Raw genomic sequence first — 26,406 nt, forward strand, 5'->3', positions numbered from 1 at the left:
AAGCGCCCCCGAGGGGCGCGGGGCCGTGCCGATCCGCGGCTCCGCCGCGCGGGCGCGCTCACCCCTCACGCACCCGAGAGGCCGGCGAACGGGAACGGGCCCCACGTGTTGCCGCAACACGTGGGGGCCCGTCCCTCACCTCACGTCATGGAATGACGACGACCGGCCGCTGCGCCCGCTTGGCCAGCCTCCCCGCGACCGACCCGAAGAGCCGCCCCACGACCCCGTGGGTGGAACCCACGACGATCGCATCGGCCGCGTACTCCCGCCCCACCTCTTCGAGTTCGTGGCAGATGTCCCCGCCCCGCTCGACGAGGATCCACGGCACCTCGGCCAGATGGTCGGCGCAGGCCAGCTCCAGCCCCAGCACCTCCGTGCGGTGGTCCGGGACGTCCACGAAGACCGGCGGCTCGCAACCCGCCCACACCGTGGTGGGCAGCCGGTTGGCGACGTGGACGATGATCAGCCCGGAGCCGGAGCGCCGCGCCATGCCGATGGCGTACGCGAGGGCCCGCTCACTGGACGTGGAACCGTCGAAGCCGACGACCACCCCGTGCCGGAAGGCGGGGTCGCACGCATGGCGCGAGTCCTCCGCCGCCAGGGGTTCGGCCGCCGTCGGATCGGCGACCGGCCGCTTGCGGTCCGCTGGTTCGAAGAATTCGTGACCGGCCATGGCTGTCTCGGGGTTGTGATCCTTTTATGGGACGACAGTGTGCGGCGGAGCTGTGTCCGGGAAGTGTCTTCCCCACCCCATACCCTCAAGGGTACGGCGGCACGCCTCCATGGCCCAGATCCCGCGAACCGGGAGGCGGGTTCCCCGGAGCATGCACGAGGGTCCGCCCGCGACGCAATGGTTGCTGCCCTGTACAGGCGGTTTGCTCGGTATGCGCTTGACACCTGAACCACCCGCGGCCGGCCCGTCAAGGGCCGTCCGGCCCCTCCACCGGTCCCCGCCCGCACGGTGACCGACGGCCCGCCCGCCCGTCGGGGCGGGTGGACCACGCCACGACAGGAAGCCCTCGACGCCCCGCCCACGCCCCCGTCCGGCCCCGGAGGACGGCCTCCTCCGCCGGGCCGCGTCCGGCTGCCCGCTCGCCCCCGCGGTCCTCCCGCGGCGCGGCGCGCCCTTCGCCTCGGCGGCCGGCGCGGCGTGCGGCCCGGCGGCCGTCACGGCCGTCCCCCGCCTGCTGATCCGCCGCTCCCCGCGCCGCGGCACCCCTCCTCGCGCGCGGGCGCACGCCCCGCGGGACGCCGGACGGACACCGGCCGGTTGACCGGTTTCCGTACCCGAACCCGTCTCTTTTCAGCCAACTTACGGTGTGGGCGCACCCGGTGCCGTGACCGCCCCCCAACCCCCGTTCCACCTGCACGGAAAGGACCTCACGAGTCCTGCGCACCCTACGCGCTTTGGCCACCGCGACGAGGCGTACTTCCCCGCACAGCGCGCAAGTGCAACGCTTCGTGATCGAATGCTTCACGCCAAGTTGCCAAGTCGACAATGCACCGAGTGCCGAACTGGCCACCGGTGCGCGACGGGACACAGTAGATTCGATCTTGACTGTCTTACGGCGGGGGACTCGTGCAGGACCGAGGGGAAACGTGCAGGAGCGACACAACCGAGGAGCCGCGACCACCGAGGGGGGCTTAGCAGGATGAGCCACGACTCCACTGCCGCGCCGGAAAACACGGCCCGGAAACTCTCCGGGCGCCGCCGCAAGGAGATCGTCGCGGTGCTGCTGTTCAGCGGCGGCCCCATTTTCGAGAGTTCCATACCGCTGTCGGTGTTCGGGGTTGACCGCCAGGACGCCGGCGTGCCGCGCTACCGCCTGCTGGTGTGCGGCGGCGAAGAGGGCCCGCTGCGGACCACAGGGGGCCTGGAACTCACCGCGCCACACGGCCTGGAGGCGATATCCCGGGCGGGCACCGTCGTGGTGCCGGCCTGGCGATCGATCACCTCCCCGCCGCCGGACGAGGCCCTGGACGCGCTGCGCCGGGCCCACGAGGAGGGCGCCCGCATCGTCGGACTGTGCACCGGCGCCTTCGTCCTCGCGGCGGCGGGCCTGCTGGACGGCCGTCCCGCGACCACCCACTGGATGTACGCGCCGACGCTGGCCAAGCGCTATCCGTCGGTGCATGTCGATCCACGCGAGCTGTTCGTGGACGACGGCGACGTGCTGACGTCCGCGGGCACCGCGGCCGGCATCGACCTGTGCCTGCACATCGTGCGCACGGACCACGGCAACGAGGCGGCCGGCGCGCTCGCCCGGCGCCTGGTGGTCCCGCCGCGCCGCAGCGGCGGCCAGGAGCGCTACCTCGACCGGTCTTTACCGGAGGAGATCGGCGCCGACCCGCTCGCCGAGGTCGTCGCCTGGGCGCTGGAGCACCTCCACGAGCAGTTCGACGTGGAGACCCTCGCGGCCCGCGCGTACATGAGCCGCCGCACCTTCGACCGCCGGTTCCGCTCGCTGACCGGCAGCGCCCCGCTGCAGTGGCTGATCACGCAGCGGGTGCTCCAGGCGCAGCGCCTGCTGGAGACGTCGGACTACTCGGTCGACGAGGTCGCCGGACGCTGCGGCTTCCGCTCGCCGGTGGCGCTGCGCGGCCACTTCCGGCGCCAGCTCGGCTCGTCCCCGGCCGCCTACCGGGCCGCGTACCGGGCCCGGCGCCCGCAGGCCGAGCGCGGCCAGGACACCGGGACGGCGCAGGGCGCCCCGGGAAGCGGCGTCCCGTCCGGCAGGCCGGAGCCCTCGGGGCACCCGGTGTCGCAGACGCTGTACCCGGACGGCGCGGTCCCGCACCAGTCGCGCCGGACGGCGGCGGCCGGCGCGCTGGGGTCGCCCCTGAGCGCCTCGGCGCCGGGCGTCCCGGGACAGCGCGGCGCGCACTGAGGCGACCGCCGTGGGGGCCGGAGGCCGGGTGCCTCCGGCCCCCGCCGCTGTGCGGGGCGCTCCGGGGAATCACCGTTTCACCACCCGGTCCCGCCTGGCGTCACGCACCGTAAGGTGAGACACATGAACGATCGCATGGTGTGGATCGACTGCGAGATGACCGGCCTCTCGCTGTCGGACGACGCGCTCATCGAGGTGGCCGCCCTCGTCACCGACTCCGAGCTGAACGTGCTCGGCGAGGGCGTCGACATCGTCATCCGCCCGCCGGAGCGGGCCCTGGAGACGATGCCGGAGGTGGTGCGCGCGATGCACACCGCGTCGGGGCTGCTCGACGAACTGCCGAACGGCACGACGCTCGAGGACGCCGAGCAGCGGGTCCTCGCCTACATCAAGGAACACGTCAAGGAGCCCGGCAGGGCGCCCCTGTGCGGGAACTCCGTCGGCACCGACCGCGGCTTCCTGCTGCGCGACATGCCCGCCCTGGAGAAGCACCTGCACTACCGGATCGTCGACGTGTCCAGCATCAAGGAGCTGGCCCGCCGCTGGTACCCGCGGGCGTACTTCAACAGCCCCGAGAAGAACGGCAACCACCGGGCACTCGCCGACATCCGCGAGTCCATCGCGGAGCTGCGCTACTACCGCGAGGCCGTCTTCGTGCCGCAGCCGGGACCCGACTCCGACACCGCGAAGAAGATCGCGGCGAAGCACGTCCTGCCTGCTCAGTAGGGATACCGAGGGGGCTCGGGGGGCCGCGCGGAAAGGCGTGCGCGAGCACCCCTTCGGACCCTGTACACTTTTTCTCGGCCGGTAAGGGAAGTCACCGACTTCCGGGAACCGGGCCGTGGTGGGTGTAGCTCAGCTGGTAGAGCACCTGGTTGTGGTCCAGGATGTCGCGGGTTCAAGTCCCGTCACTCACCCTCACCGCGGAAGCCGGTGACCCCGTCGGGGTCACCGGCTTCCGGCATGACGGGACCGCGCGGACGCGGGCGGCGGGCGCCCGCATCCCGACGCGCTCACGACGACGCGCGTTCCACCAGCTCCGTGGCCAGCACCACCTGACGCCGCTCCAGCTCCCGCGTCGCGGACGGGCGTCGGTCGGCGACCTCGGCGAGCAGCAGGTCGGTCATCGCCCGGCCCATCTCCTCGATCGGCTGGCGCACGCTGGTCAGCGGCGGCTCCATGTGACGGGCGATGGCGGAGTCGTCGTAGCCGACCAGCGCCACGTCGTCCGGGATGCGGCGGCCCGCCTCGCGCAGCACCTGGCGGGCACCGGCCGCCGTGACGTCGGAGGCGGCGAAGACCGCGTCCAGGCCGGGGCGGCGCTCCAGCAGGGCCTCCATCGCGCGGCGGCCGCCGTCCTCGGAGAAGTCGCCCGGCTCGATCAGCAGCTCGTCCACCGTGTGGCCCGCCTCGCGCAGCGCGTCCCGGTAGCCGTCGACGCGGCGCTGGGCGCCGTAGACGTCCAGGCGGCCGGTGATGTGCGCGACGGTGCGGCGGCCCCGGCCGATGAGGTGCTCGACGGCCTGCCGGGCGCCGCCGTAGTTGTCGGAGTCCACCGAGGTGAGCGTCTCGTCCGCCGAGCGGGGGCCGCTGATCACGGCGGGGATCTCCAGCTGGGACAGCATGTCGGGCAGCGGGTCGTCGGCGTGCACCGAGACCAGCAGCACGCCGTCCACGCGGTGCGCGGCCAGGTACTGCGCGAGCCGCTGCCGCTCCCGGTCGCTGCCCGCGAAGATCAGCAGGAGCTGCATCTCGGTGTCGGAGAGCGCGGCGCCGACGCCGCGGAGCATGTCGGAGAAGTAGGGCTCGGTGAAGAACCGGGTCTCGGGCTCGGGCACCACGAGCGCTATCGCGTCGGTACGGTTGGCCGCCAGGGCGCGGGCCGCCGTGTTGGGGACGTAGCCCAGCTCGGCGACGGCCGCCTCGACGGCGGCGCGCGTGGCCTCGCTCACCCGGGGGGAGCCGTTGATCACGCGCGACACGGTGCCGCGGCCGACTCCGGCGCGCGCCGCCACCTCTTCGAGGGTGGGGCGGCCACCGCTGCGACTCCGCACTCCGTGGCTTGCCATCCGCCCCCGCCTTCCTTCTGTGTCACCCTGGCCTGGAATGTAACAGCCCCGGCAGTGACGGTGACCACCCGCGAGGGCGTCCGTGCCGATCCCAACGTTCCGCGGGGGGCGGTCCCCCGGGTCAAGTTAACGGGCAGATAACTGAACGCACTTTGCCGCGTCTGCTCCCTTGACACCCCCGCCCGGACCCGCGACTCTTCAACACATCACTTGTGGGAGCGCTCCCACAGTACCTGACACATACACAACCCGCACGTTCCCCGCCCGAGCCGCAACGCGCAGAATACGGGTCAACAACGCCGTTGGCCGGGGGGTCGGCACGTCAGGGCAACAGGAGGACGCAATGCGAGCACGTACCCTGCCCCTCACCAGGCAGCGGTCGGGCGGGGGCAAGCCCTTCGCCCGCAAGGCCCTGGCCGTCGCGGCCGTCGTGTCGCTGGGCACCGGGCTGCTGGCCGGCTGCGCCGACGACGGCGGAGACGACAGCTCCGGTGGTTCCTCGTCCGGCGAGGGCAAGACCACGATCACCCTGGGTCTGTTCGGCACCATGGGCTTCAAGGAGGCGGGCCTCTACGCCGAGTACGAGAAGCTCAACCCGGACATCAAGATCCAGGAGAACGTGGTCGAGCGGAACGAGAACTACTACCCCGCCCTCGTCAACCACCTGACCACCAACAGCGGGCTGATGGACGTGCAGGCGATCGAGGTCGCCAACATCGCCGAGGTCGTCAACACCCAGGCGGACAAATTCACGGACATGTCCAAGGTCGAGGGGGTGAAGAAGGACGGCTGGCTGCCCTGGAAGTGGGAGCAGGCCACCACCAAGGACGGCCAGACCATCGGTCTCGGCACGGACGTCGGCCCGATGGCCATCTGCTACCGCAAGGACCTCTTCGAGAAGGCCGGTCTGCCGAGCGAGCGCGAGGAGGTCGGCAAGCTGTGGGCGGGCGACTGGAACAAGTTCATCGCCACCGGTGAGAAGTACAAGGAGGCGGCCGGCAAGGACTCCTTCTTCATGGACTCCCCCGGCGGTCTGCTGAACGCCGTCCTCAGCAGTGAGAAGGAGAAGTTCTACGACGCCTCCGGCGAGGTCGTCTACAAGACCAACCCGGCCGTGCGGGCCGCCTTCGACCTGACCGCCGAGGCCGCCGAGAAGGGCCTGGTCCAGTCGCAGACGCAGTTCCAGCCCGCCTGGGACACCACCATCGCCAACAGCAAGTTCGCCACCGTCGCCTGCCCGCCGTGGATGCTCGGCTACATCAAGGGCAAGTCGAAGCCGGAGGCCGCCGGCAAGTGGGACGTGGCCGTGGCTCCGAAGTCCGGCAACTGGGGCGGCTCCTTCCTGGGCGTGCCGAAGAGCGGCAAGAACGTCGAGGAGGCGCAGAAGCTGGTCGCCTGGCTGACCGCGCCCGAGCAGCAGGCCAAGCTGTTCAAGGTCCAGGGCAGCTTCCCGAGCGCCCCGGCCGCGTACACCAGCCCCGAGGTGACCGGGGCCACGAACGAGATGACCGGTGACGCGCCGATCGGCCAGATCTTCTCCGAGGCCGCCAAGCAGATCCCGGTCCAGGTGATCGGCCCGAAGGACCAGATCATCCAGCAGGGTCTGACCGACAACGGCGTCATCCTCGTGACGAAGGGCAAGTCGGCCAAGGAGGCCTGGGAGACGGCCACCAAGACCATCGACAACAACCTGGACAAGTGACCCGCATGGCCACCCGTTCCGACATCGCCGCGTCCCCCGTCGAGGGGGGCGCGGCCCCGGGCCGTGCGCCCGGCAGCCGCTCCGCGGACAAGGACGACAAACGCCGGGCCAGGTTGTCCCGCCGCTGGCAGCGCGACGCGCGCTGGAGCCCGTACGCGTTCGTCTCGCCGTTCTTCCTGCTGTTCGCCGCCTTCGGGCTGTTCCCGCTGATCTACACCGGCTGGGCCTCGCTGCACCAGGTCGAGCTGACCGCGCCGACCGACATGAACTGGGTCGGTCTGAAGAACTACACCCGGATCTTCGACGACGACTTCTTCTGGAACGCGGCGCAGAACACCCTGACCATCGGCATCATCTCCACCGTTCCACAGTTGATGATCGCCATGGGCATCGCCCACATCCTCAACTACAAGCTGCGCGCCTCCACGTTCTGGCGGGTCGCGATGCTCGCGCCGTACGCCACCTCGATCGCCGCCGCGACCCTGGTGTTCGTACTGCTCTTCGGCCGTGACTACGGCATGATCAACTGGGCGCTCGGCGCGGTGGGGATCGACCCGATCGGCTGGCAGGACGACAAGTGGCCCGGCCAGATAGCCGTCTCGACGATCATCATCTGGCGCTGGACCGGCTACAACGCGCTGATCTACCTGGCCGCGATGCAGGCGATCCCGCAGGACCTGTACGAGTCGGCGGCGCTGGACGGCGCCAGCCGCTGGCGGCAGTTCCTGCACGTGACGCTGCCCTCGCTGCGTCCGACGATCCTGTTCACCGTGGTGGTCTCGACGATCGGCGCCAGCCAGGTCTTCGGCGAACCGCTGCTGTTCGACCCCAACAAGGGCGCGTCGGGCGGCGCGGAGCACCAGTTCCAGACGCTCGGCCTGTACCTGTACGAGCAGGGCTGGGTCAACCAGCACCTGGGCCGTGCCTCGGCGATCGCCTGGACCATGTTCGCGATCCTGATCGTCATCGGCCTCATCAACCAGCTCATCTCGCGCCGGCTGCGCGCCAGCAGTTAAGGAGTGTGGCCGTGACGACGACTGTGACGCCCCCCGAGACACCGATCGTCAAGGAGCAGAAGCGCTCGCGCCTGCCGAAGTCGGCGCGGGCCGGCGGCACCCTGCACGGCGGGCCGCTCGCGTACGCGATCCTCGCCGTGTTCATGATCGTGTCGCTGTTCCCGCTGGTGTGGACCGCGATCGCCGCGTCCCGCGACAACCAGCGCCTGGCGGAGAACCCGCCGCCGTTCTGGTTCGGCTCGAACCTGTTCAAGAACCTGGAGATCGCCTGGAAGGACGCCAACCTCGGCGAGGCGTTCCTCAACACCACCATCGTGGCGGGCACCTCCGCGGTCACCATCGTGGTGCTGTCGACGATCGCCGGGTTCGCCTTCGCCAAACTGCGCTTCAAGGGCCGCAACGCCCTGATGCTGGTGGTCATCGGCACGATGATGATCCCGCCGCAGCTCAGCATCATCCCGCTGTACATGATGGTCGCCAAGCTCGACTGGACCGACCAGCTCCAGGCGGTCATCTTCCCGTCGCTGGTGAGCGCCTTCGGTGTGTTCTTCATGCGGCAGTACCTGCTGCAGGCGCTGCCCGACGAGGTCATCGAGGCCGCGCGGGTGGACGGCGCGAGCAGCTGGCGCGTGGTGTGGCACGTGGTCTTCCCGGCCGCGCGGCCGGCCATGGCCGTGCTCGGCATGCTGATGTTCGTGCAGGCGTGGAACGACTTCCTGTGGCCGTTCCTGGTCCTGACGCAGACCGGCAACCCGACCGTGCAGGTCGCGGTCGCGGGTCTCGGCCGCGGGTACACCCCCGACCAGTCCCTGATCATGGCGGGTGCGCTGCTCGGCACGCTGCCCCTGCTGCTGGTCTTCGCGATCTTCGGCAAGCAGATCGTGGGCGGCATCATGCAGGGCGCGGTCAAGGGCTGACGCCCGCGCCCGATCCCGGTGGGGCCGGGTCGCCGCCGCCTCGGCCCCCTTCCTCTCTCTCACGTATCCGTCGGTCTTCCACGACCCCTATGCGACCTCTATGGGAGCGCTTCCATGTCTGACTCCGCCACGCCGGCGACCCCGGTGACCTTTCCTCCGGCCTTCCTCTGGGGCGCCGCGACCTCCGCGTACCAGATCGAGGGGGCGGTGCGGGAGGACGGACGTACCCCTTCCATCTGGGACACCTTCAGCCACACGCCGGGCAAGACGGCGGGCGGCGACACCGGTGACATCGCCGTCGACCACTACCACCGCTACCGCGACGACGTGGCGCTGATGGCCGACCTCAACCTCCAGACCTACCGCTTCTCCGTGTCCTGGTCCCGCGTGCAGCCCACCGGCCGCGGCCCGGCCGTGCAGCGCGGTCTGGACTTCTACCGCCGGCTGGTCGACGAGCTGCTGGACAAGGGCATCAAGCCGGCCGTCACCCTCTACCACTGGGACCTGCCGCAGGAGCTGGAGGACGCGGGCGGCTGGCCGGAGCGCGACACCGCCCACCGCTTCGCCGAGTACGCGAAGATCGTGGGCGAGGCGCTCGGCGACCGCGTCGAGACGTGGATGACGCTCAACGAGCCCTGGTGCAGCGCCTTCCTCGGCTACGCCTCCGGGGTGCACGCCCCCGGCCGCACCGACCCGGCCGCCGCGCTGAAGGCCGCCCACCACCTCAACCTGGCGCACGGCCTGGGCACCAAGGCGCTGCGCTCGGTGATGCCGGCCCGCAACCAGATCTCCCTCAGCCTCAACACCTCCGTGGTGCGCCCGCTGAACCCGGGCGACCCGGCGGACGTGGCGGCGGCCCGCAAGATCGACGACCTGTCGGGCGGCATCTTCCACGGCCCGATCCTGCACGGCGCCTACCCGGAGACGCTGCTGGAGGCGACCTCCTCGGTCATCGACTGGTCGTGCATCCAGGACGGCGACCTGGACACGATCCATCAGCCGATCGACGCGCTCGGCCTCAACTACTACACGCCGACCCTGGTGTCGGCCGCCGACCCGGACGACAAGGGCCCGCGCGCCGACGGCCACGGGGCGAGCGAGCACTCGCCGTGGCCCGCCGCCGACGACGTGGCGTTCCACCAGTCGCCGGGCGAGCAGACCGAGATGGGCTGGTCGGTCGACCCGACCGGGCTGCACGAGCTGATCATGCGCTACCACCGCGAGGCTCCCGGCCTTCCCCTCTACATCACGGAGAACGGCGCCGCCTACGACGACAAGCCGGACGCCGAGGGCAAGGTCCACGACCCGGAGCGCGTCGCCTACCTGCACGGCCACCTCTCCGCGGTGCGCCGGGCCCTCGACGACGGCGCCGACGTGCGCGGCTACTTCCTGTGGTCGCTGCTGGACAACTTCGAATGGGCGTACGGCTACGAGAAGCGCTTCGGCGCGGTGTACGTCGACTACGTCAGCCAGAAGCGGACGCCGAAGTCGAGCGCACTGTGGTACGCGCGGGCGGCCAAGGAGGGTGTGCTTCCGGACCTCGAGGGCATCTGACGGCCCTCGCCGTCCGGGAGGAACGGGGCGCGGGGTCCGGGGGCGGGGCGCGGCGTTCCCCGGGGAGCGCCGCGCCCCGCTCGTGCGCGTCCGGACCTGCCACCGGACGCACGGGTGCCCCGGCCGGGTGGGGGGAGGTCCGGCCGGGGCACGCGTTCCCCGTCGTTCTCCGCGGGTCCGGGTGTACGCGGCCCCCACGCCCGCCGCCTGCGCGGTGCTCATGAACGGGAACGCCCCCGGCGGCGACGGCCACGGCCGCCACCGCGCCGGTCGCCTTCTTGTTCCTGCCGCTGATCCTGCGCTGATCCTGCGCCGGCGCGTGCTCATCTCGTGCCGGCCCTCGTCGCCGTTCGTGGGGGGTGCGCGGCAGCACGCCGGCCCTCCGGGACCGGGCGGCTCGTCCGGTCCGGGAGCCGGCCGGGGGTCTCAGGGCCCGCTCAGGGAAGGGGGCGGGAGCGGTTGAGGGACAGCGCGCCGCGGCCCGTCCGGCGCCGGCGGACGCTTCCCCGGTGTCCGCGCCGCCGCGGCGGCCGGTCGCGGCCGTCGAGCTGGATCCAGACGCGCACCTCGGTCCCGCCGAGCACCGACCTGCCGATCCGCACGTCGCCGCCCGTGGACTCGGCGAGGCGGCGCACGATGTCCAGGCCCAGGCCGGTGGAGCCGTCCGTGCCGGAACCCCGGCCGCGGGCCATCGCCGCGCCGGGGTCGGCTATGCCGGGGCCCGCGTCGGAGACGAGCACGATCACCGCGTCCTCGCCGTTGTGCACGTCGACGGCGAAGGCGGTGCCCTCGGGGGTGTGCCGGAAGACGTTGCCGAGCAGGGCGTCGAGGGCGGCGGCCAGGTCGGCGCGGGCCACGGGGACGCGCACCGGCCGGTCCGCCCCGGCCACGCGCCACTTGCGGCCCTCGTCCTCGGCGAGCGCCGACCAGAACGCCATCCGCTCGCGCACCACCTCGGCCGCGTCGCAGCCCGCGCCGGGTCCGGCGGCGGCCGTCTGCGGCTTGGCGTCGCGGGCGGTGCGGATAATGGTGTCGACCTCGCGCTCCAGCTGCTCGACCGCCGCCCGGGTCTGCTCGGCCGCCGGGCCGTCGCCCAGCGAGGCGGCGTTGAGCCGCAGCACGGTGAGCGGGGTGCGCAGCCGGTGGGACAGGTCGGCGGCCAGCTCCCGCTCGTTGGCGAGGAGCTGGACGACCTGGTCGGCCATGGAGTTGAACGCCACGGCGGCCAGGCGCAGTTCGGTCGGTCCCTCCTCGGGCACGCGGGCGCCCAGTTTGCCCTCGCCCAGTTCGTGCGCCCCCTCGACCAGCCGCTGGGCGGGGCGCACCATCCGCACGCCCAGCCGGTCGGCGACCGCGACCGAGCCGACGATCAGGGCGAGGCCGACGCCCGCGAGGACCGCCCACGCCGTGCCGACGCCGTTGGTGACCTCGGACTCCGGGACGAACACCTCGACGACGGCGATCTCGCCGGAGCTGAGCGCGACCGGCTGGAGCAGGGCCGAGCCGCCGGGCACGGTGGAGGTGGAGGCGCGGCCCAGCTCGCGCACGGCGGCGATGTCCTCGTCGGAGGCCCGCCGCTCCCCTGTGTCCACGGGCTGTCCACCGGCGGCCGCCGGGAGGTGCACGGCCATGGAGGCGTCGGAGCCGGCCGAGGCGACGACCCGTTCGAGCTCGGCGCGGTCGGTGGTGATGGACAGCGCGGGGGCGACGGCCGCGGCCTCCCGCTCGGCGCCGGCGAAGGCGCGGTCACGGGCCATCTCGCGGACGACCAGGCCGAGCGGGACGGCGAAGGCCACCACGACCATCGCGGTCACCGCCAGCGACACCTTCACCAGGGCCCATCTCATCGGGGCGGCTCCGCTCCGGGCGCCTGCGCGGGTCCGGCCGCGCCGGCCGGCGGCTCCAGCTTCACGCCGACGCCCCGCAGGGTGTGCAGATAGCGGGGGCGGGCGGCGGTCTCGCCCAGCTTCCGGCGCAGCCAGGACAGATGGACGTCGATGGTCTGGTCGTCGCCGTACGACTGCTGCCACACCTCGGCGAGCAGCTCCCGGCGGGACACGACCACCCCGGGCCGTCCGGCGAGGAAGGCGAGCAGGTCGAACTCACGCCGGGTCAGGTCGAGCCGCACGCCGTCCAGTTCGGCCTGGCGGCGCAGCGGGTCGACGGTGAGGCCGCCGACCCGGATCACCGGGGAGGGCGCGGCCGCGCCGCCGCCGGAGCGGGCGCGGCGCAGCACGGCCGCCATCCGCGCGGAGAGGTGCTCGACGGAGAACGGCTTGGTCAGGTAGTCGTCCGCGCCGGCGTTGAGCAGCCGCACGATCTCCGTCTCGTCGTCGCGGGCGGTGGCGACGATGACCGGGACGTCGGTGATGCCGCGGAGCATCTTCAGGGCCTCGGAGCCGTCGAGATCCGGCAGTCCGAGGTCCAGGACGACCACGTCGAAGCGGAAATGGGCGACCTCGCGCAGCGCCTCCAGCGCGGTCCCGACGCTGCGCACGGTGTGCGAGGCGTCGGTCAGCTGCCGTATGAGCGCCGAACGTACGAACTGGTCGTCCTCGACCACGAGAACACTTGCCATGGGCGGCACCGTACGCCATGCCGGGCGGGGCGGCCGGGGCCTGTGGACAACTCCGGACGAGCCGCCCGACGGCCTGTGGACGGACATCCCGCGCCCGCCCGGGGCGCGACACGGGCGGGGCGTGTGGGGCAGTATGGCCCGACGATGCGCAGAGGACTCCTCCACCTACTGGCCTGGCTGCTCGCCACGGGCGCGGCGGTCACGCTGTCGTGGTGGGGCGTCAGCACGGTGATGGAGGGCACGGCCTACGACCCGCCGCGCGCCCTGCCGATCCCGGCGGGCGAGGAGGAGGCGCGGGCGGTGTCGTCGTCCACGCGCCGCCCGTCCGCCGAGCCGTCGCAGGAGGACGGGAAGCGGACGGAGACGTCCCGCGAGCCGTCGACGCGTCCGTCCACCGGGTCCGCCCCGCCGGACCCGTCGCCCTCGCGCGCCGCGACCCCTTCGAGGACGCCGTCCGCGCCCGCGGCGACCGCCGCCGGCGAGGTCAAGGGCTACGACACCCGGGGCGGCCGGGCGGTGTTCGACATCGGGGAGGCGTCCGCGTCGCTGGTGTCGGCGACGCCGGGGGCCGGCTGGTCGATGCAGGTGTGGAAGACGCAGACGTGGATCCGGGTGGAGTTCGCCTCGGGCGCGGACCGGGTGACGGTCTTCTGCACCTGGCACGACGGCCCGCCGCGGGTGGAGATCGGCACGTACTGACGCCGCCTCACGGCACGGTTCGGCGGAAGACGTCGGCGGGCGGCGCCGGTGACGCCACCGCCCTGAGGTCGGTCACCGGGGCCGCGCCGCCGGTGAAGCCGGTGAGGTCCCGGCCGTGCAGGACCCGGCCCGTGAGCGGGTCGGAGGCGGCCCGGCGGGTCAGCTCGGCGAGCGGCAGCGGCGCGTCGGAGGCGACCAGGACGGCGTTGCCGAACCGCTTGCCGCGCAGCACGGCCGGGTCGGCGATCAGCGCGAGCTCGGCGAACCGGGCGGCGGCGGTGGCGATCTGGCCGCGCAGATGCGTCAGCGGGGGCCCGTCGGCGAGGTTGGCGGTGTAGACCCCGCCGGGGGCGAGGGCCCTGCGGACCTCGTCGAGAAACTCGGCCGAGGTCAGGTGGGCCGGGGTGCGGGCCCCGCCGAAGACGTCGGCGACGACGAGGCCGGCCCAGCCGTCGGGCACTTTGGCGAGCCCTTCCCGGGCGTCCGCCGTGCGCACCCGGATCCGTGCCCGGGGGTCCGGCGGCAGTTCCCGCCGGACCAGTCGCACCAGCGCCCCGTCGCGCTCGACGACCTGCTGGGTGGAGCGGGGGCGGGTGGCGGCGACGTACCGGGCGAGGGTGAAGGCGCCGCCGCCGAGGTGCACGGCCCGCAGCGGTGCGCCGGGCGGGGCGACGAGGTCGACGACGTGCCCGAAGCGGCGCTGGTACTCGAAGGAGAGGCGGGCGGGGTCGTCCAGGTCGACGTGCGACTGCGGCGCCCCGTCGATCAGCAGCGTCCAGGCGCGGGGCCGGTCGCGGTCCGGGACGAGCTCGGCGACCCCTCCGTCGACCTGCTCGGTGACGGCCTCGACGGCCGTCCGTCCCCGTCCGCTGTTCCTGCCCCGTCCCATGCGGTCATTGTCCCAGGCCGCGCCCCGTACGTACCCCGCCGGGGCCCGGCGGCCGCCCGCTCACGGGACGCCCGGCCGCTCAACTGCGGCTGTCCGCCGCCTCGATCATCCGCTGGGCCTCCCCCAGGGCCTCGCGCAGCACCGCGGGGTCCGTCGCCAGGTCCGCCTCCCCGGGCGGCACCAGCCAGTCGGAGCCCTCCGCCGGCCGGCCGGGCGTCAGACACAGTCCGCGGCCGTCGGTCTCCGTGCAGACGCTGCCGGGGACGTCCCACGCGGCCGCGGTGCCGGGCGGCACCAGGAAGCCGAGGGTGCCGCGGCCGCTGTCGTGCAGCACCGGACCCACCGCGTCCCCGGCTCCGCGCCGCAGGATGTCCACCGCCTCCAGGCCCTGCCGGGCCGGGACGGTGACCACGTCACAGTCCGGCCCGACGGGTTCGAGGGGGTCGTTCTTCCGGCTGGTCGTCATCATCCCGGCCTCCACCACACAGATCCTGCTCGGACGAGGGGTCGGGAGCCGGGGGGCTCCCGGTCCACAGGGTCCAACGAGCCGCGCCGTCAAGGGCTACGCCGGAAGTCCGCCGCAAAGGATGGCACTTCATGGCAGATCACGGATGACATATCCGGTATGTGGCCAAACTCAACGTACCCAGTCCGTCACAGCAGGTACGTTCATGCCCGCCGGAAACAGGGTGGCACCCGGACAAGCCGCCTCGTTCCCGGCATGGTTCGACGGTTCGCAGAGAGGACCCGGCCATGGCGTCGTCATCGGTGCCCTCGTCCCAGCCAGCTCGGCCACCGCGGCCGAATCTCGCCTTCCGGCGCCTGCGCGGATCGCGCTCGCCGGCCGAGTTCGCCGCGGCGGTACGGCGGGCCGCCCGCGAGATCGGCGAGCGGGTCAGCTGTGACGCGCGGTACGTGCACCGGGTCGAGGCGGGTGAGATCCGCTGCCCGAACTACGCCTACGAGCGGGTGTTCCTGCACATGTTCCCCGGCCGCACGCTGACCGACCTGGGCTTCGCGCCCCGCTCGTCGGTCCGCGGGCGCCGGACGGGGGCCGCCGGGGGCCGGCCCGAGAACCCGGCGGACGCCACGAGTGAGACCAGCGGGGCGTGCGAGCCGTATGAGACGCACGACAGGTACGACACGTACGACGAGTACGACCCGCACGACCACGAGGAGAGCGACGTGCTGCGTCGCGCATTCATGACCGGCGGCGCCACGGTGGCCGCCGCCGCCCTGGGCCCGTACGGGTTCGCCCCGGAGGCATCGGCGGCACAGCGGCCCGTGCGCCGCGCGGGGAGCACGGACGCGTGCGCCCTGGAGGAGGCGGTGCGCCGGATCCGGGTGCTCGACGACCGGCACGGGGCGGACGGGCTCTACCGCCGTGCGGCGGCCCCGCTGCGCGCCGCGTACCAGCTGCTGGACGCGGGGGCGGTCCGGCAGCGCACGGCGGACCGGCTGTACGCGGGCGCGGGGGAACTGGCCATCTCGGTGGGCTGGCTGGCGCACGACTCGGGCCGCTTCGACGACGCGCGCTCGCACTACGCGGAGGCGCTGGCGACCGCCCGGGTGACGGGCGACCCCGCGTTGGAGGCGCACGCGTTCTGCAACACGGCGTTCCTCGCGCGGGACGCGGGCCGCCCCCGGGAGGCGGTGCGGGCGGCGCAGGCGGCCCAGCGGGCGGCGCGCCCGCTGGGCTCACCCCGGCTGATGTCGCTCCTCGCCCTGCGCGAGGCGGGCGGCTGGGCCGGGCTCGCCGACCGCGCGGGCTGCGAGCAGGCGCTGGTGCGGGCCCAGGCGTACTTCGACCGCGGGCCCGCGGAGGCGGACCCCGAGTGGATGACCTTCTACGGGGAGGCCGAGCTGGAGGGCCTGGAGGCGCAGTGCTGGTCCACGCTGGGCGACTGGCCGCGCGCGGCGCGCCACGCCCGCCGGGCGGCGGAGCTCCAGAACCCGCACTTCACCCGCAACCTCGCGCTGTACACGGCGGAGCTGGCCGACGACCTGGCCCGCGGCGGCCGTCCCGACGAGGCCGCGCAGGCCGGGATGCGCGCCCTGGACCTGCTGAGCGACGTCCAGTCGTCCCGCGTCCGCTCGATGCTGTCCGGCACCTCCCGCGTGCTGCTGCCGCACCGCCGCACGTCCGGCGTCTCGGAGTTCCTGGACCGCCACGCCTCCTTGCCGCGCATGGTGTGACCCCGGAGGGCACGGACCGCGGGGCCCCGCCGGCGCAGGGGAACGCCGGCGGGGCCCGCGGTGTCCGGGCCGGGTCACGCGGCCTTGGCGGCGCGGCCCGGGCGGAGGGCGGAGGGCGGAGACGAGGGAAGGGACGCGTCAGAGGACTCAGAGGACGAGGTGCCCCACGTCGTTCCAGCTCTCCACGGCCGGTTCGCCGTACGCCCAGCCCAGGACCGACAGGGACGTCGGGCTGAGGCGGACGCGGGCCGCGAAGTCGAGGGGCAGGCCCAGCCAGCGGGCGGCGAGGGAGCGCAGGATGTGGCCGTGGGCGAAGACCAGCACGTCCCGGTCGGCGGAGCGGGCCCAGGCGACCACCTCGTCCGCGCGGGCCGTCACCTCGGCGAGCGTCTCGCCCTCGGGGACGCCGTCCCGCCAGATGAGCCAGCCCGGCCGCACCGCCTGGATCTCCGCCGGGGTCATGCCCTCGTACGCGCCGTAGTCCCACTCCAGCAGCGCGTCCCAGTGCTCCGCGCGGTCGCCGAAGCCGGCCAGTTCGCAGGTCTCCCGCGCGCGGGACAGCGGGCTGGTGCGCACCTCGACGTCCGGCAGCCCGTCGTACGGCGGCCGGTGCAGGCGCTCGCCCAGCAGCTTCGCCCCGCGGCGGCCCTCCTCCAGCAACGGCACGTCGGTCCTGCCGGTGTGCTTGCCGGACAGCGACCATGCGGTCTGTCCGTGCCGGGCCAGCAGGATGCGCGGAGCCATGGGGAACCTTCCGGGAAAAGCACAGGCGGAACACGTCCATCATCGCTCACCCCGGTCGCGGGCAACCGGGGGGGCGGTCCACGCGTCTGTCCGGTAGCGAGGGCGTGTACGCGGGTAGACGCGCACACGCCGTAAAGTGACTGGCCGCCGACAAGCACAGCGCGAGGAGAAGGGGGAGCGATCGGATGCCGCACACCGAGACACCGGGCACCGAGGCGGTCCCGGCGACCCGGATGCGCTGGTGGACGGAGCTGCCGCTCATCCTCCTCGTGTACGCCTGCTACTCCGCCGGACGGCTCGTCGTCCGCGGCGACGTCTCCGACGCCGTCGACCACGGCCTGGCGATCCTGCGCATCGAGAAGGCACTGCACCTCAACGCGGAGCACCCGCTGAACCGCCTGTTCACCCGCGAGCCGTGGCTCGGCGTACCCGCCGACTTCTGGTACGCGTCCCTGCACTACCTGGTGACCCCGGTGGTCCTCGTGTGGCTGTTCCGCTCCCGCGCGGTGCACTACCGCGCGGCCCGGACCTGGCTGATGGCATCGACGTTCATCGGCCTGATCGGCTTCACCCTGCTGCCCACCTGCCCGCCCCGGCTGCTCGACGCGAGCCACGGCTTCGTGGACACGATGGCGTACTACAGCGCGTGGGGCTGGTGGGGCGGCGAGGCGAGCGCCCCGCGCGGCCTCGGCGGCATGACCAACCAGTACGCGGCGATGCCCAGCCTCCACGTGGGATGGGCGCTGTGGTGCGGGGTGATCCTCTGGAAGTACGGGCGCGGGCGCTGGGCCAGGGCGGCCGCGGTGATCTACCCGCTGGTGACCACGATCGTGGTGATGGGCACCGCGAACCACTACTTCCTCGACGCGCTCGCGGGCGCCGCCGTGATGGGCGCGGGCCTCCTGCTGGCCCCGCACGTGATGCGGTACGCGGACCTCGTGAAGGCCCGCTTCCGGACCGGCGCGACGGCCGCCCCGGCGGTCCCTCCCGCCACGGATGCCACGATTGTCAGTGCCGGATGCCACACTTCCGCGGGTGAGCGAATTCCACGGCAGCGGCATCCCGAGTCGCGGTACGGACCAGGAGCCGAACCGGGTGCCTCCCCCTCGGACGCGGGGGAAGAGGCTCCGGCACCGGCTCGCTGAGCTGCGCGGTCCCGAGGTGCAGGCCACAGCACTGGACGCGCGTGCCCTGGCCGCCCTCGCCGCCAACCCGGGCTGCAGACGGCGCGCGATCCTCGACGGCGCCGGGGTGGACAAGGCGGCGCTGGCCGGCGCGCTGGGCTCCCCCTCGGTCTTCGGCCAGTCGCAGTTCGCGTTCGTCCGGGGCAACGCCTTCGAGGCGAAGGTCAAGGCCGACGGCGGCACGGAACTGCTGCGCCTCGCCCACGAGAAGCTGGACCGCGGAGCCGAACCGCCCGCCGGGGCCCGGGTGCCCGACCTGAGCGCGCAGGGCCCCGAGGGCCGCACCGCGCGTACGGAGCTGGCGCTGCGCGAGGCCGCCGAGGCGCCCGGCGCGTGGACGCTGCTGGACCATCCGATGCTCGCCCTGGACGTGGCGGGCTCGCCCGCGTTCCTGGAGCCGGACGCGGTGGTGGTGCATCCGGACGGCAGCTGGACGGTCGTCGAGATCAAGTCGTTCCCCATGCTGGACGGGGCCGCCGACCCGGCGAAGGTCGGCGCGGCCGCCCGCCAGGCCGCGGTGTACGTGCTGGCCCTGGAGCGGGTCGCCGAGCGGCTCGACCCGCCGCCCCGGGTGCGCCACCGCGTCCTGCTGGTGTGCCCGAAGGACTTCTCCAACCTGCCGGCCGCCTCCGCCGTGGACGTGCGCAAGCAGCGCGCGGTGACCGCCCGTCAGCTCGCCCGGCTCACCCGCATCGAGGAGATCGCCGACACCCTCCCGGAGGGCACCTGCTTCTCCCCCGAGCTGCCTCCCGAGCGGCTCGAGCAGGCCGTGGATTCGGTCCCGGCGACCTACGCGCCGGAGTGCCTGTCCGCGTGCGAGCTGGCCTTCCACTGCCGTGACCGCTCCCGCGCGGCCGGCGCCGTGACCTCCCTGGGCCGCCCGGTGCGGGCGGAGCTGGGCGGTCTGACGACCGTCGGGGACGTGCTGGCGGCGGCCCGCGGCGAGGCGGGCGACCCCGACGACCCGGCGGTGGCCGCGCTGCGCCGGGCCGCCGCCCTGCGCGCCGAGGCGCTGGCGTCCGCGCGGGAGGTGGCCGCGTGTCGCTGATCTCCACCCTCGCCCGCCTCGAGGCCGTCGACACCGGGCGCGCCCAGCCGGCCGCCACCGTCCGGCACCGTCACCTGTCCGAGCGGCCCCTGGTGTTCGTGCCGCTCATCACCGCCGGTGAGGCGGGCGCCCCGCTCGGCGCGCTGGTGGGCGCCGAGCGGGACGCGCCGCGGCTGCTGGCGGTGCCGCAGCCGCGCGACCGCGAGCTGCGGTTCGCGTTCCTCGCCGAACTGGCCGACGTGGTCCTGCCGTACGTGGACGGCTTCGCGGACGCCGTGGAGGCCGCCGAGCGCTCGGAGACCGACCCGGAGACCGGCAAGCGGGTCAAGGTCGAGGTCGAGCTGTGCGCGGACGCGCCCCAGCTGATCGTGCCGAGCCGGGCCGGCATCGACCTCGTACGCCTGCTCGGCCGGTCGATGCGGTTCCGGCGCACCGCGGAGCAGGACCCGGAGACGCCGTTCCCGGCGCCGCCCCGGGTGCCGCTGCTCGGCCGCTGGCTGACGCACTTCGGGGAGCGGGCCCGGGTGCCCGGCTCCTGCCTGCTGCTCGCCATGACCGACGTGCTGAGCCGGCACTGGGCGACCGGCCAGTCCACGCTGGAGGACCAGCACCTGGGAGCGCTGCTCGCCTGGATCGACCCGCCCGAGGGCCGCTCCGGGGCGGAGGCCGCCCAGGAGGCGGAGCTGGCGCGGGACGGCGACGGCCAGTTGGTGTGCCCGCCCGCGGGCCCGGCGACCGACCCGGCGTTCGACAACAAGCTGCTCGCCCCGGCCATCGAGCGCTACGACCGCGCCCGCACCGCGCTCGCCGCCGCCGAGGACGGCGTGGAGGCCGACGACCGGCTGGGCGCGCTGACCGCCGCCGAGCGGGAGATCCGCGCGCTGGTGGAGAGCCGTACGCGGCCCACCTGGGACGCGGTGTGGCGGGGCCTGGACCTGTTGCGGGAGCTGCCGGAGGGCGCCCGGGTGGAGGAGCGCTGGACGCGCGACCGCTGGTCGTTCACCGGCCACCGCGACCGGGTGGCGGCCGGGGAGCCGCCGCAGCCCCGCCGCGACGACGCGGTGACGGCGGCGAACAAGCTAGCCGCCCGCGAGCGGGAGCAGGCCCGCCTGGAGGCGCAGGAGGCGCTCGACGACCCGCTGGCGATGGCGGCGCGGCGGCTGTCCGGGGAGGCGTTCGCCGGGGAGGTCGTCGACGTGGTGATGGCGTACAGCGAGAGCAAGCGGCCGAGCCCGCGCCCGCTGGTCACGGTCCGCACGGACGACCGGCCCCACCTGGGGGAGCGCGTGAAGGTGTACCGCTCGCTGGGCGGGAAGCCGCAGACGGCCGAGTTCGTCGGGTACGAGGAGGGGCTGCTGGTCCTGCGGATCATGGACAAGATGGGCCGGGGCAAGGAGCCGGAGCCCGGTTCGGTGCCGGAGAAGGGCGACCTGCTGTGCTTCACGCTCTTCGAGCACGAGCCGCGCGGCGGCGCGAGACTCCCCGACCCGGAGGAGACCCCGTGGACGCACGGCGGCCCGCCCGATGAGGATCCCGCCCCCGAGCCCGCCGACCCGGTGACCGAGGAGGACCTGCTGTGACCGCCCCTGTCGAGGAGACGGCGTTCCACCCCGGCTCCGCGGCCGCCCGCGCCACGGACGCGATCCTCCGCGACACACTCCACGGCCCCGCGCGCGGTGTCGTCGTCGACTCCCCGCCCGGCGCCGGCAAGTCCACGCTGGTGGTGCGCGCGGCGCTGGAGCTGGCGGAGGCGGGCCGCCCGCTGATGGTGGTGGCGCAGACCAACGCCCAGGTGGACGACCTCGTCCTCCGCCTCGCCGAGAAGAACCCGGACCTGCCGGTGGGCCGCCTGCACAGCAGCGACACCGACCCCTACGACAAGGCGCTCGACGGCCTGGAGCAGGTGCGCACGTCGGCGAAGGCGGCCGATCTCGCCGGGCTGCCGGTGGTGCTCTCGACGGCGGCGAAGTGGGCGCACGTGAAGAACGTGGAGCCGTGGCAGCACGCCATCGTCGACGAGGCGTACCAGATGCGCTCGGACGCGCTGCTCGCGGTGGCCGGACTGTTCGAACGGGCGCTGTTCGTGGGCGACCCGGGGCAGCTCGACCCGTTCTCCCTCGTGGGCGCCGAGCAGTGGGCGGGCCTCTCCTACGACCCGTCGGGCTCGGCCGTCACCACCCTCCTCGCCCACAACCCCGACCTGCCGCAGCACCGCCTCCCGGTCTCCTGGCGGCTGCCCGCCTCGGCGGCGCCGCTGGTGTCGGACGCGTTCTACCCGTTCACCCCGTTCCGCAGCGGCACCAGCCACGGCGACCGCGCCCTGACCCTCGCCGTCCCCTCGGACGGCTCGGGCCCCGACCGGGTGATCGACGAGGCCGCGGAGACCGGCTGGGGCCTGCTGGAGCTGCCCGCCCGGCACACCCCGCGCACCGACCCGGAGGCGGTGGGAGCGGTCGCCCAGGTGGTCCGCCGCCTGCTGGACCGGGGCGGCGCGGCGGTCTCCGAGCGCTCCCCCGGTCCCACCCCGCTCACCGCGGACCGCGTCGCCGTCGGCACGGCCCACCGCGACCAGGCTGCGGCGGTGCGCGCGGCGCTGGCGGACCTGGGGGTGAGCGACGTGACCGTCGACACGGCGAACCGGCTCCAGGGCCGGGAGTACGACGTGACGGTCGTCCTGCACCCGCTGTCCGGCCGCCCCGACGCCACCGCGTTCCACCTGGAAACGGGCCGCCTGTGCGTCCTCGCCTCCCGCCACCGCCACGCGTGCATCGTCGTCTGCCGCGAGGGCGTGACGGACCTGCTGGACGACTACCCGTCCACCGAACCGGTCCAGCTAGGAACCCTGGTGAAGTTCCCGGACGGCTGGGAGGCGAACCACGCGGTGCTGTCACACCTGGCGGAGCACCGGGTGCGGTGGCAGCCATGACACCGGACGCGGCCGCTGTTCCGTTCCGAAAAGGCGCATCCAGGCATAGGTGGATCTCAGGACCTTCCCGAGCCTCGGAGAGGCCGTGGAAAACGAAGGGTTACTCACCCCAAGCGTGATCAAACGCACTCAACGCCCGTTCCTTCTGGCGACGTAGAGCACCACCACGACACACCCCACGAATACGGTGATGACGAGCCACTCATATCCACGGGGCGCGAACCCCGTGAGTACGGCCAGGTAGTTCACTGCCATCCCCCGGTTCTCCACCACGAGCAGCAAGGCGGGAACAAGAAGGACCGGGCCGATCGCCGCTGACCTCCACGGAGGACGTCGCCGGTGGCGTCGGTGAGGCAGCGGGAGGACTTTCCCCCGGTCGTCATGGAGTTCAGCGTGCCCGCCGGTTCGCGGATGAATCCGGTGCCGGCACCGTTCGTGGTCGCGGCCGGTGCGTCGGAGGGCGGCGGCGGTGTCGGGGCGGCCGTCCTGGTGGTGGACGCCGGTGGCGGGATGCCGCAGGCCGGCCGTCACCAGGATCTTCTGCGTGCCTCCCTTCCCTTCCGCCTCCGGCTCCACCCCCCAGGCGCACCACCCGCAGAACCCTCGCAGCCGCCTTCCGCGACTCACCCGGCACGGAGCGTCGGGTCGACGTGCGGCCATCGGACGACGACCCCCGGGACCCGCGCTGCGGACGTGATGGCGAGCACGTCCAAGAAGGGCGACGCGTCACTTGATCACCACGTGACGGCAAGTGCGGCGCACGGAACGGAAGCGGTCGAGAGCCACGAGAACGGCGTCGCGGAACGAGCGGACGGGGGAATAACCGGGGACCACCCCCGGTTCCCCCACCGCACATGCACCGAGTGCGAGAACGTACGACAGGAGGCACCCACGTGACCGCAGACGACGAGATCAGGGGCACCGCACACGGCACCGCCCCCGTGCCCCTCTCCGTTCTCGACCTGGTCACGGTGGGGGCCGGGCGGACCGCGTCCGACGCGCTGCGGACCAGCGTGGAGCTGGCGAAGCTCGCCGAGGCGCGCGGGTACCACCGGTACTGGGTGGCCGAGCACCACTCCATGCCGGGCGTGGCCTCCTCCTCGCCCGCCGTGATCCTCGCGCACCTGGCCGCGTACACGGAGCGGATCCGGCTCGGGTCGGGCGGGGTCATGCTGCCCAACCACGCGCCCCTCGTGATCGCCGAGCAGTTCGGCACGCTGGAGGCCATGGCGCCGGGGCGGATCGACCTGGGGCTCGGGCGGGCGCCCGGCACCGACGGCGCGACCGCCGCCGCCCTGCGCCGCACCGACCGGCTGAACGAGGGCGCCGACGACTTCCCGCAGCAGCTCGCCGAGCTGACCCGCTTCCTGGACGACGACTTCCCCGACGGGCACCCCTACCGGCGGATCCACGCCGTGCCCGGCCCGGTGCAGGCCACCTCGCCCGGCGGCGTGCAGTCCCCGCACCGGCCGCCGGTCTGGCTGCTGGGCTCCTCCGGGTTCAGCGCCCGGCTGGCCGGCGTGCTCGGCCTGCCGTTCGCCTTCGCCCACCACTTCTCCGCGCAGAACACCCTTCCCGCGCTGGACCTGTACCGGGAGAGCTTCCGGCCGAGCGAGGTGCTGGACGCGCCGTACGCGCTGATCGGGGTCGCCGCGCTCGCCGCCGACGACGAGAAGGAGGCGCGCCGCCAGGTGCTGGCCGCCGCGCTGAACATGGTGCGGCTGCGCACCGGACGCCCGGGGCTCGTGCCCACGCCCGAGGAGGCGGAGGCGTACGACTTCAGCCCGATGGAGCGGGAGTTCGTGGAGTCCTGGAACGCCAACGTGGTCCACGGCACGGCGGACGAGGTGCGGGCCGGCCTTGACGACCTGCAGAAGCGCACCGGCGCCGACGAGCTGATGATCACTGCCAACGCGCACGGCGGTGACGTCCGGGTGCGGTCGTACGAACTGATCGCCGATGCCTACGGGTTGCCGACGCCCGCCTGAACCCCGGGCGTGCCGAGCAGTTCGGAGATGCGGTCGGGCGGGACGGGACGTGAGTACAGCCAGCCCTGACCGGTGTCGCAGCCGATCCGGCGCAGCCGGGTGGCCTGCGCGGAGGTCTCCACGCACTCCGCGGTGACGGTCAGCCCCAGCCGGTGGGCGAGTTGCACCATCGCCTCGACGATGACCTCGTCCGCCGGGCTGGCCTTCGCCGTGCGGTCCTCGATCTGGAAGCCGCGCACGAAGGAGCCGTCGAGCTTCAGCACCGACACCGGGAGCCTGCTGAGGTAGGCGAGGTTGGAGTAGCCGGTGCCGAAGTCGTCGATGGCGATGCGCACGCCCATGTCGCTGAGCGCCTCGAGGGTCTGCAGCGGCCGGCCGGAGGAGCCCATCACCGCGGACTCGGTCAGCTCCAGCTGGAGCAGGTGCGGCGGCAGGCCGGTCTCCTTCAGGGTGTCGGCGACGTCCGCGACCAGGTCGGAGTCCCAGACCTGACGGACCGCCACGTTGACGCTGACGAAGATCGGCGGCTCGTCCGGGTGCTGGGTCTGCCAGTCGCGTGCCTGGCGGCAGGCGGTGCGCAGCACCCAGCGGCCGAGCGGCACGATCGAACCGTCCTCCTCCGCGAGGGAGATGAACCGATTCGGCGTGAGGGTGCCGAAGCGCGGGTGGTGCCAGCGGATCAGGGCCTCCACCCCGTGCACGCGGTCGTCGTCCATCCCCACCAGCGGCTGGTACTCCAGCGCGAACTCGCCGCGGTCGATGGCCGGGCGGAGGGAGGAGGCGAGGGCCTGGCGGGTGACGCGGGAGGCGTTGCGCTCCGGGTCGAACAGCGTCCAGCGGGCCTTGCCGTCGGCCTTCGCCCAGTACAGCGTGGTGTCGGCGGCCTGCATGAGCGCGGTGGGGGTGGTCCCGGCGGCGTGCCGCTCGACCACGCCGATGGACGCGGACACCGACAGGCGGCGGCCGGACAGGTCGAAGGGTTCCTGGATCGCGCCGAGCAGCGACTCGGCGAGGTCGGCGAGCTGGTCGGTGCCGGTGGAGTCCTCCACGAGCAGGGCGAACTCGTCGCCGCCGAGCCGGGCGACCAGCGGGATGCCGGCGCGGGCGCGGCCCGCGTCCTGCGCGCACCGGGTGAGCCGGTCGGCGACGGCGGCGAGGAGCTGGTCGCCGACGCGGTGGCCGAGGGTGTCGTTGACGGCCTTGAAGCCGTCCAGGTCGAGGTAGCAGAGCCCGATCCGGCCGGTGCCGCTCTCCGCGTACGAGTCCGCCTCCAACGCGCTGGTCAGACGTTCGAAGAACAGGGTGCGGTTGGGCAGCCGGGTCACCGGGTCGTGCATGCGCAGGTGCCTCAGCCGGGCCTGGAGGGCGCGGTGGTCGCTGATGTCGGCGACGGACAGCAGGACGCCGCCGCCGTCGGAGGGCAGCGGGGCGACCGTGACCCGTACCCACAGGGCGTGTCCCTCGGGGTGCTTCAGCCGGCGGGTGCAGCGCAGCCGGGCGCGGCGGCCGCGCAGCAGCTCGCGGTAGGCGTGCCAGGTGCGGGCGTCGGAGGCGAGGTCCACCAGGTCGGCGGCGACGGCGCCGGTGAGGGTGTCCTGGTCGCGGCCCAGCAGGTCGGCGAGGGCGGCGTTGGCGCCGGTGACCGTGCCCTCGCGGTCGACGACGGCCATGGCGAGGGGGGCGGCGGTGAAGACGGAGCGGTAGGACGGGGGCGCGGGCGAGCGCGAGGCGAGGTACTCGGCGGGCTCTGCGGGCTCGGTGAGTTCTGCGGGCTCCGCAGACTCGGTGAGCACTGCGGCCTCCGCCGGTTTGGTGAGTTCTGCGGCCTCCGCGGGCTCGGTGAGTCCGGCACCGGGGAACGCCAAGATCTCACTCTCCGTGACGACCGGCCGGTTGAGCTCAGTCGCGGGCGTCGGCCCTTCGGACGTTCCGCTCACCACTCGCTCCCGCAGTGCACTCGCTCGCTGTCGTGCAGGAAAAGTCTTTCCGCACCCGGAAAGTGTGCCGA

22 protein-coding genes and 1 tRNA gene are annotated in these 26,406 nt (G+C 73.6%); 14 read left to right on the forward strand and 9 right to left on the reverse strand.

All coding sequences use genetic code 11. The features are described 5' to 3' along the window. Nucleotides 1–145 precede the first annotated feature (145 nt). Nucleotides 146–673 (reverse strand): universal stress protein, encoded by a 528-nt coding sequence (locus ACIQ8B_RS12695; protein WP_106414109.1) that lies wholly within the window; start codon nucleotides 671–673, stop codon nucleotides 146–148. A 979-nt stretch (nucleotides 674–1,652) separates the two neighbouring features. Between ACIQ8B_RS12695 and ACIQ8B_RS12700 the strand changes: the two genes are divergently transcribed. The 3 genes from ACIQ8B_RS12700 to ACIQ8B_RS12710 all read left to right on the forward strand — a co-directional run bounded on the left by ACIQ8B_RS12700 (nucleotide 1,653) and on the right by ACIQ8B_RS12710 (nucleotide 3,805). After that, entirely contained in the window at nucleotides 1,653–2,888 is a 1,236-nt protein-coding gene (locus ACIQ8B_RS12700; RefSeq protein WP_403546677.1) for a GlxA family transcriptional regulator, read from the forward strand. A 123-nt stretch (nucleotides 2,889–3,011) separates the two neighbouring features. Continuing rightward, entirely contained in the window at nucleotides 3,012–3,614 is a 603-nt protein-coding gene (gene orn / locus ACIQ8B_RS12705; protein WP_106414107.1) for an oligoribonuclease, read from the forward strand. Between the two features lie 118 nt (nucleotides 3,615–3,732). Further along, a tRNA-His gene (locus ACIQ8B_RS12710) sits at nucleotides 3,733–3,805 on the forward strand. A 96-nt stretch (nucleotides 3,806–3,901) separates the two neighbouring features. Here the strand turns inward: ACIQ8B_RS12710 and ACIQ8B_RS12715 are convergent. Further along, a complete protein-coding gene (locus ACIQ8B_RS12715) occupies nucleotides 3,902–4,957 on the reverse strand; it encodes a LacI family DNA-binding transcriptional regulator (RefSeq protein ID WP_403546678.1) in 1,056 nt (351 codons plus the stop codon). 343 nt (nucleotides 4,958–5,300) lie between these two features. Between ACIQ8B_RS12715 and ACIQ8B_RS12720 the strand changes: the two genes are divergently transcribed. The 4 genes from ACIQ8B_RS12720 (at nucleotide 5,301) to ACIQ8B_RS12735 (ending at nucleotide 10,146) form a co-directional block, all read left to right on the forward strand. Next, nucleotides 5,301–6,659, forward strand: coding sequence for an extracellular solute-binding protein (locus ACIQ8B_RS12720; protein WP_403546679.1), 1,359 nt, complete (start codon nucleotides 5,301–5,303; stop codon nucleotides 6,657–6,659). 5 nt (nucleotides 6,660–6,664) lie between these two features. Further along, the gene (locus ACIQ8B_RS12725) at nucleotides 6,665–7,675 is read left to right on the forward strand and encodes a carbohydrate ABC transporter permease (RefSeq protein WP_290011265.1); all 1,011 of its coding nucleotides are present in this window, start codon (nucleotides 6,665–6,667) and stop codon (nucleotides 7,673–7,675) included. Between the two features lie 11 nt (nucleotides 7,676–7,686). Continuing rightward, entirely contained in the window at nucleotides 7,687–8,592 is a 906-nt protein-coding gene (locus tag ACIQ8B_RS12730) for a carbohydrate ABC transporter permease (protein ID WP_106414103.1), read from the forward strand. Between the two features lie 114 nt (nucleotides 8,593–8,706). Further along, on the forward strand, nucleotides 8,707–10,146 hold the full coding sequence (locus ACIQ8B_RS12735) for a GH1 family beta-glucosidase (RefSeq protein WP_403546680.1): 1,440 nt from the start codon (nucleotides 8,707–8,709) through the stop codon (nucleotides 10,144–10,146). A 437-nt stretch (nucleotides 10,147–10,583) separates the two neighbouring features. On the opposite strand, the gene ACIQ8B_RS12740 is transcribed toward ACIQ8B_RS12735, so the two are convergent. Then, nucleotides 10,584–11,993, reverse strand: a complete 1,410-nt coding sequence (locus ACIQ8B_RS12740) for a sensor histidine kinase (RefSeq protein WP_403546681.1) — start codon at nucleotides 11,991–11,993, stop codon at nucleotides 10,584–10,586. Further along, on the reverse strand, nucleotides 11,990–12,724 hold the full coding sequence (locus ACIQ8B_RS12745; RefSeq protein WP_198602550.1) for a response regulator transcription factor: 735 nt from the start codon (nucleotides 12,722–12,724) through the stop codon (nucleotides 11,990–11,992). The genes ACIQ8B_RS12740 and ACIQ8B_RS12745 overlap by 4 nt, the downstream gene beginning before the upstream one ends. Before the next feature lie 144 nt (nucleotides 12,725–12,868). Here ACIQ8B_RS12745 and ACIQ8B_RS12750 point away from each other — a divergent pair, with 144 nt between their 5' ends. Next, complete coding sequence (locus ACIQ8B_RS12750; RefSeq protein WP_290006826.1) at nucleotides 12,869–13,423, forward strand: hypothetical protein; 555 nt, start codon at nucleotides 12,869–12,871, stop codon at nucleotides 13,421–13,423. Nucleotides 13,424–13,430: 7 nt separating this feature from the next. Here ACIQ8B_RS12750 and ACIQ8B_RS12755 read toward each other — a convergent pair whose 3' ends face one another. Together ACIQ8B_RS12755 and ACIQ8B_RS12760 are read right to left on the reverse strand one after the other, a co-directional pair. Continuing rightward, complete coding sequence (locus ACIQ8B_RS12755) at nucleotides 13,431–14,312, reverse strand: spermidine synthase (RefSeq protein WP_403546682.1); 882 nt, start codon at nucleotides 14,310–14,312, stop codon at nucleotides 13,431–13,433. A 79-nt stretch (nucleotides 14,313–14,391) separates the two neighbouring features. Beyond that, nucleotides 14,392–14,781 carry a hypothetical protein gene (locus ACIQ8B_RS12760; protein WP_403546683.1) on the reverse strand — a complete coding sequence of 130 codons (390 nt, stop codon included), beginning with the start codon at nucleotides 14,779–14,781 and terminating at the stop codon, nucleotides 14,392–14,394. A 284-nt stretch (nucleotides 14,782–15,065) separates the two neighbouring features. On the opposite strand from ACIQ8B_RS12760, the gene ACIQ8B_RS12765 reads away from it, so the two are divergent. Continuing rightward, a complete protein-coding gene (locus ACIQ8B_RS12765) occupies nucleotides 15,066–16,508 on the forward strand; it encodes a hypothetical protein (protein ID WP_403546684.1) in 1,443 nt (480 codons plus the stop codon). Between the two features lie 147 nt (nucleotides 16,509–16,655). Here ACIQ8B_RS12765 and ACIQ8B_RS12770 read toward each other — a convergent pair whose 3' ends face one another. Further along, on the reverse strand, nucleotides 16,656–17,252 hold the full coding sequence (locus ACIQ8B_RS12770) for a histidine phosphatase family protein (RefSeq protein ID WP_290006831.1): 597 nt from the start codon (nucleotides 17,250–17,252) through the stop codon (nucleotides 16,656–16,658). A 185-nt stretch (nucleotides 17,253–17,437) separates the two neighbouring features. Between ACIQ8B_RS12770 and ACIQ8B_RS12775 the strand changes: the two genes are divergently transcribed. From ACIQ8B_RS12775 to ACIQ8B_RS12790, 4 genes are read left to right on the forward strand one after another with little or no spacing between them, the layout of a single operon-like run. Further along, entirely contained in the window at nucleotides 17,438–18,397 is a 960-nt protein-coding gene (locus ACIQ8B_RS12775; protein WP_403546685.1) for a phosphatase PAP2 family protein, read from the forward strand. Continuing rightward, nucleotides 18,348–19,484 (forward strand): hypothetical protein, encoded by a 1,137-nt coding sequence (locus tag ACIQ8B_RS12780; protein ID WP_403546686.1) that lies wholly within the window; start codon nucleotides 18,348–18,350, stop codon nucleotides 19,482–19,484. The genes ACIQ8B_RS12775 and ACIQ8B_RS12780 overlap by 50 nt, the downstream gene beginning before the upstream one ends. Beyond that, nucleotides 19,475–21,064 carry a hypothetical protein gene (locus ACIQ8B_RS12785; protein WP_403546687.1) on the forward strand — a complete coding sequence of 530 codons (1,590 nt, stop codon included), beginning with the start codon at nucleotides 19,475–19,477 and terminating at the stop codon, nucleotides 21,062–21,064. Before ACIQ8B_RS12780 ends, ACIQ8B_RS12785 begins: the two co-directional genes overlap by 10 nt. Beyond that, a complete protein-coding gene (locus ACIQ8B_RS12790) occupies nucleotides 21,061–22,410 on the forward strand; it encodes an AAA family ATPase (protein WP_403546688.1) in 1,350 nt (449 codons plus the stop codon). Before ACIQ8B_RS12785 ends, ACIQ8B_RS12790 begins: the two co-directional genes overlap by 4 nt. 129 nt (nucleotides 22,411–22,539) lie before the next feature. Here the strand turns inward: ACIQ8B_RS12790 and ACIQ8B_RS12795 are convergent, their stop codons facing one another. Next, nucleotides 22,540–22,986: a hypothetical protein gene (locus tag ACIQ8B_RS12795; RefSeq protein ID WP_403546689.1), complete on the reverse strand. Its 447-nt coding sequence runs from the start codon at nucleotides 22,984–22,986 to the stop codon at nucleotides 22,540–22,542. A 278-nt stretch (nucleotides 22,987–23,264) separates the two neighbouring features. Between ACIQ8B_RS12795 and ACIQ8B_RS12800 the strand changes: the two genes are divergently transcribed. Beyond that, nucleotides 23,265–24,398, forward strand: coding sequence for an LLM class flavin-dependent oxidoreductase (locus tag ACIQ8B_RS12800; protein WP_403546690.1), 1,134 nt, complete (start codon nucleotides 23,265–23,267; stop codon nucleotides 24,396–24,398). Here the strand turns inward: ACIQ8B_RS12800 and ACIQ8B_RS12805 are convergent. After that, entirely contained in the window at nucleotides 24,374–26,335 is a 1,962-nt protein-coding gene (locus ACIQ8B_RS12805) for a putative bifunctional diguanylate cyclase/phosphodiesterase (RefSeq protein WP_403546691.1), read from the reverse strand. The two genes, ACIQ8B_RS12800 and ACIQ8B_RS12805, sit on opposite strands and share 25 nt — an antisense overlap. Nucleotides 26,336–26,406: the final 71 nt, after the last annotated feature.

The organism is Streptomyces sp. NPDC096105 (assembly GCF_044763335.1).
GTDB lineage: Bacteria > Actinomycetota > Actinomycetes > Streptomycetales > Streptomycetaceae > Streptomyces.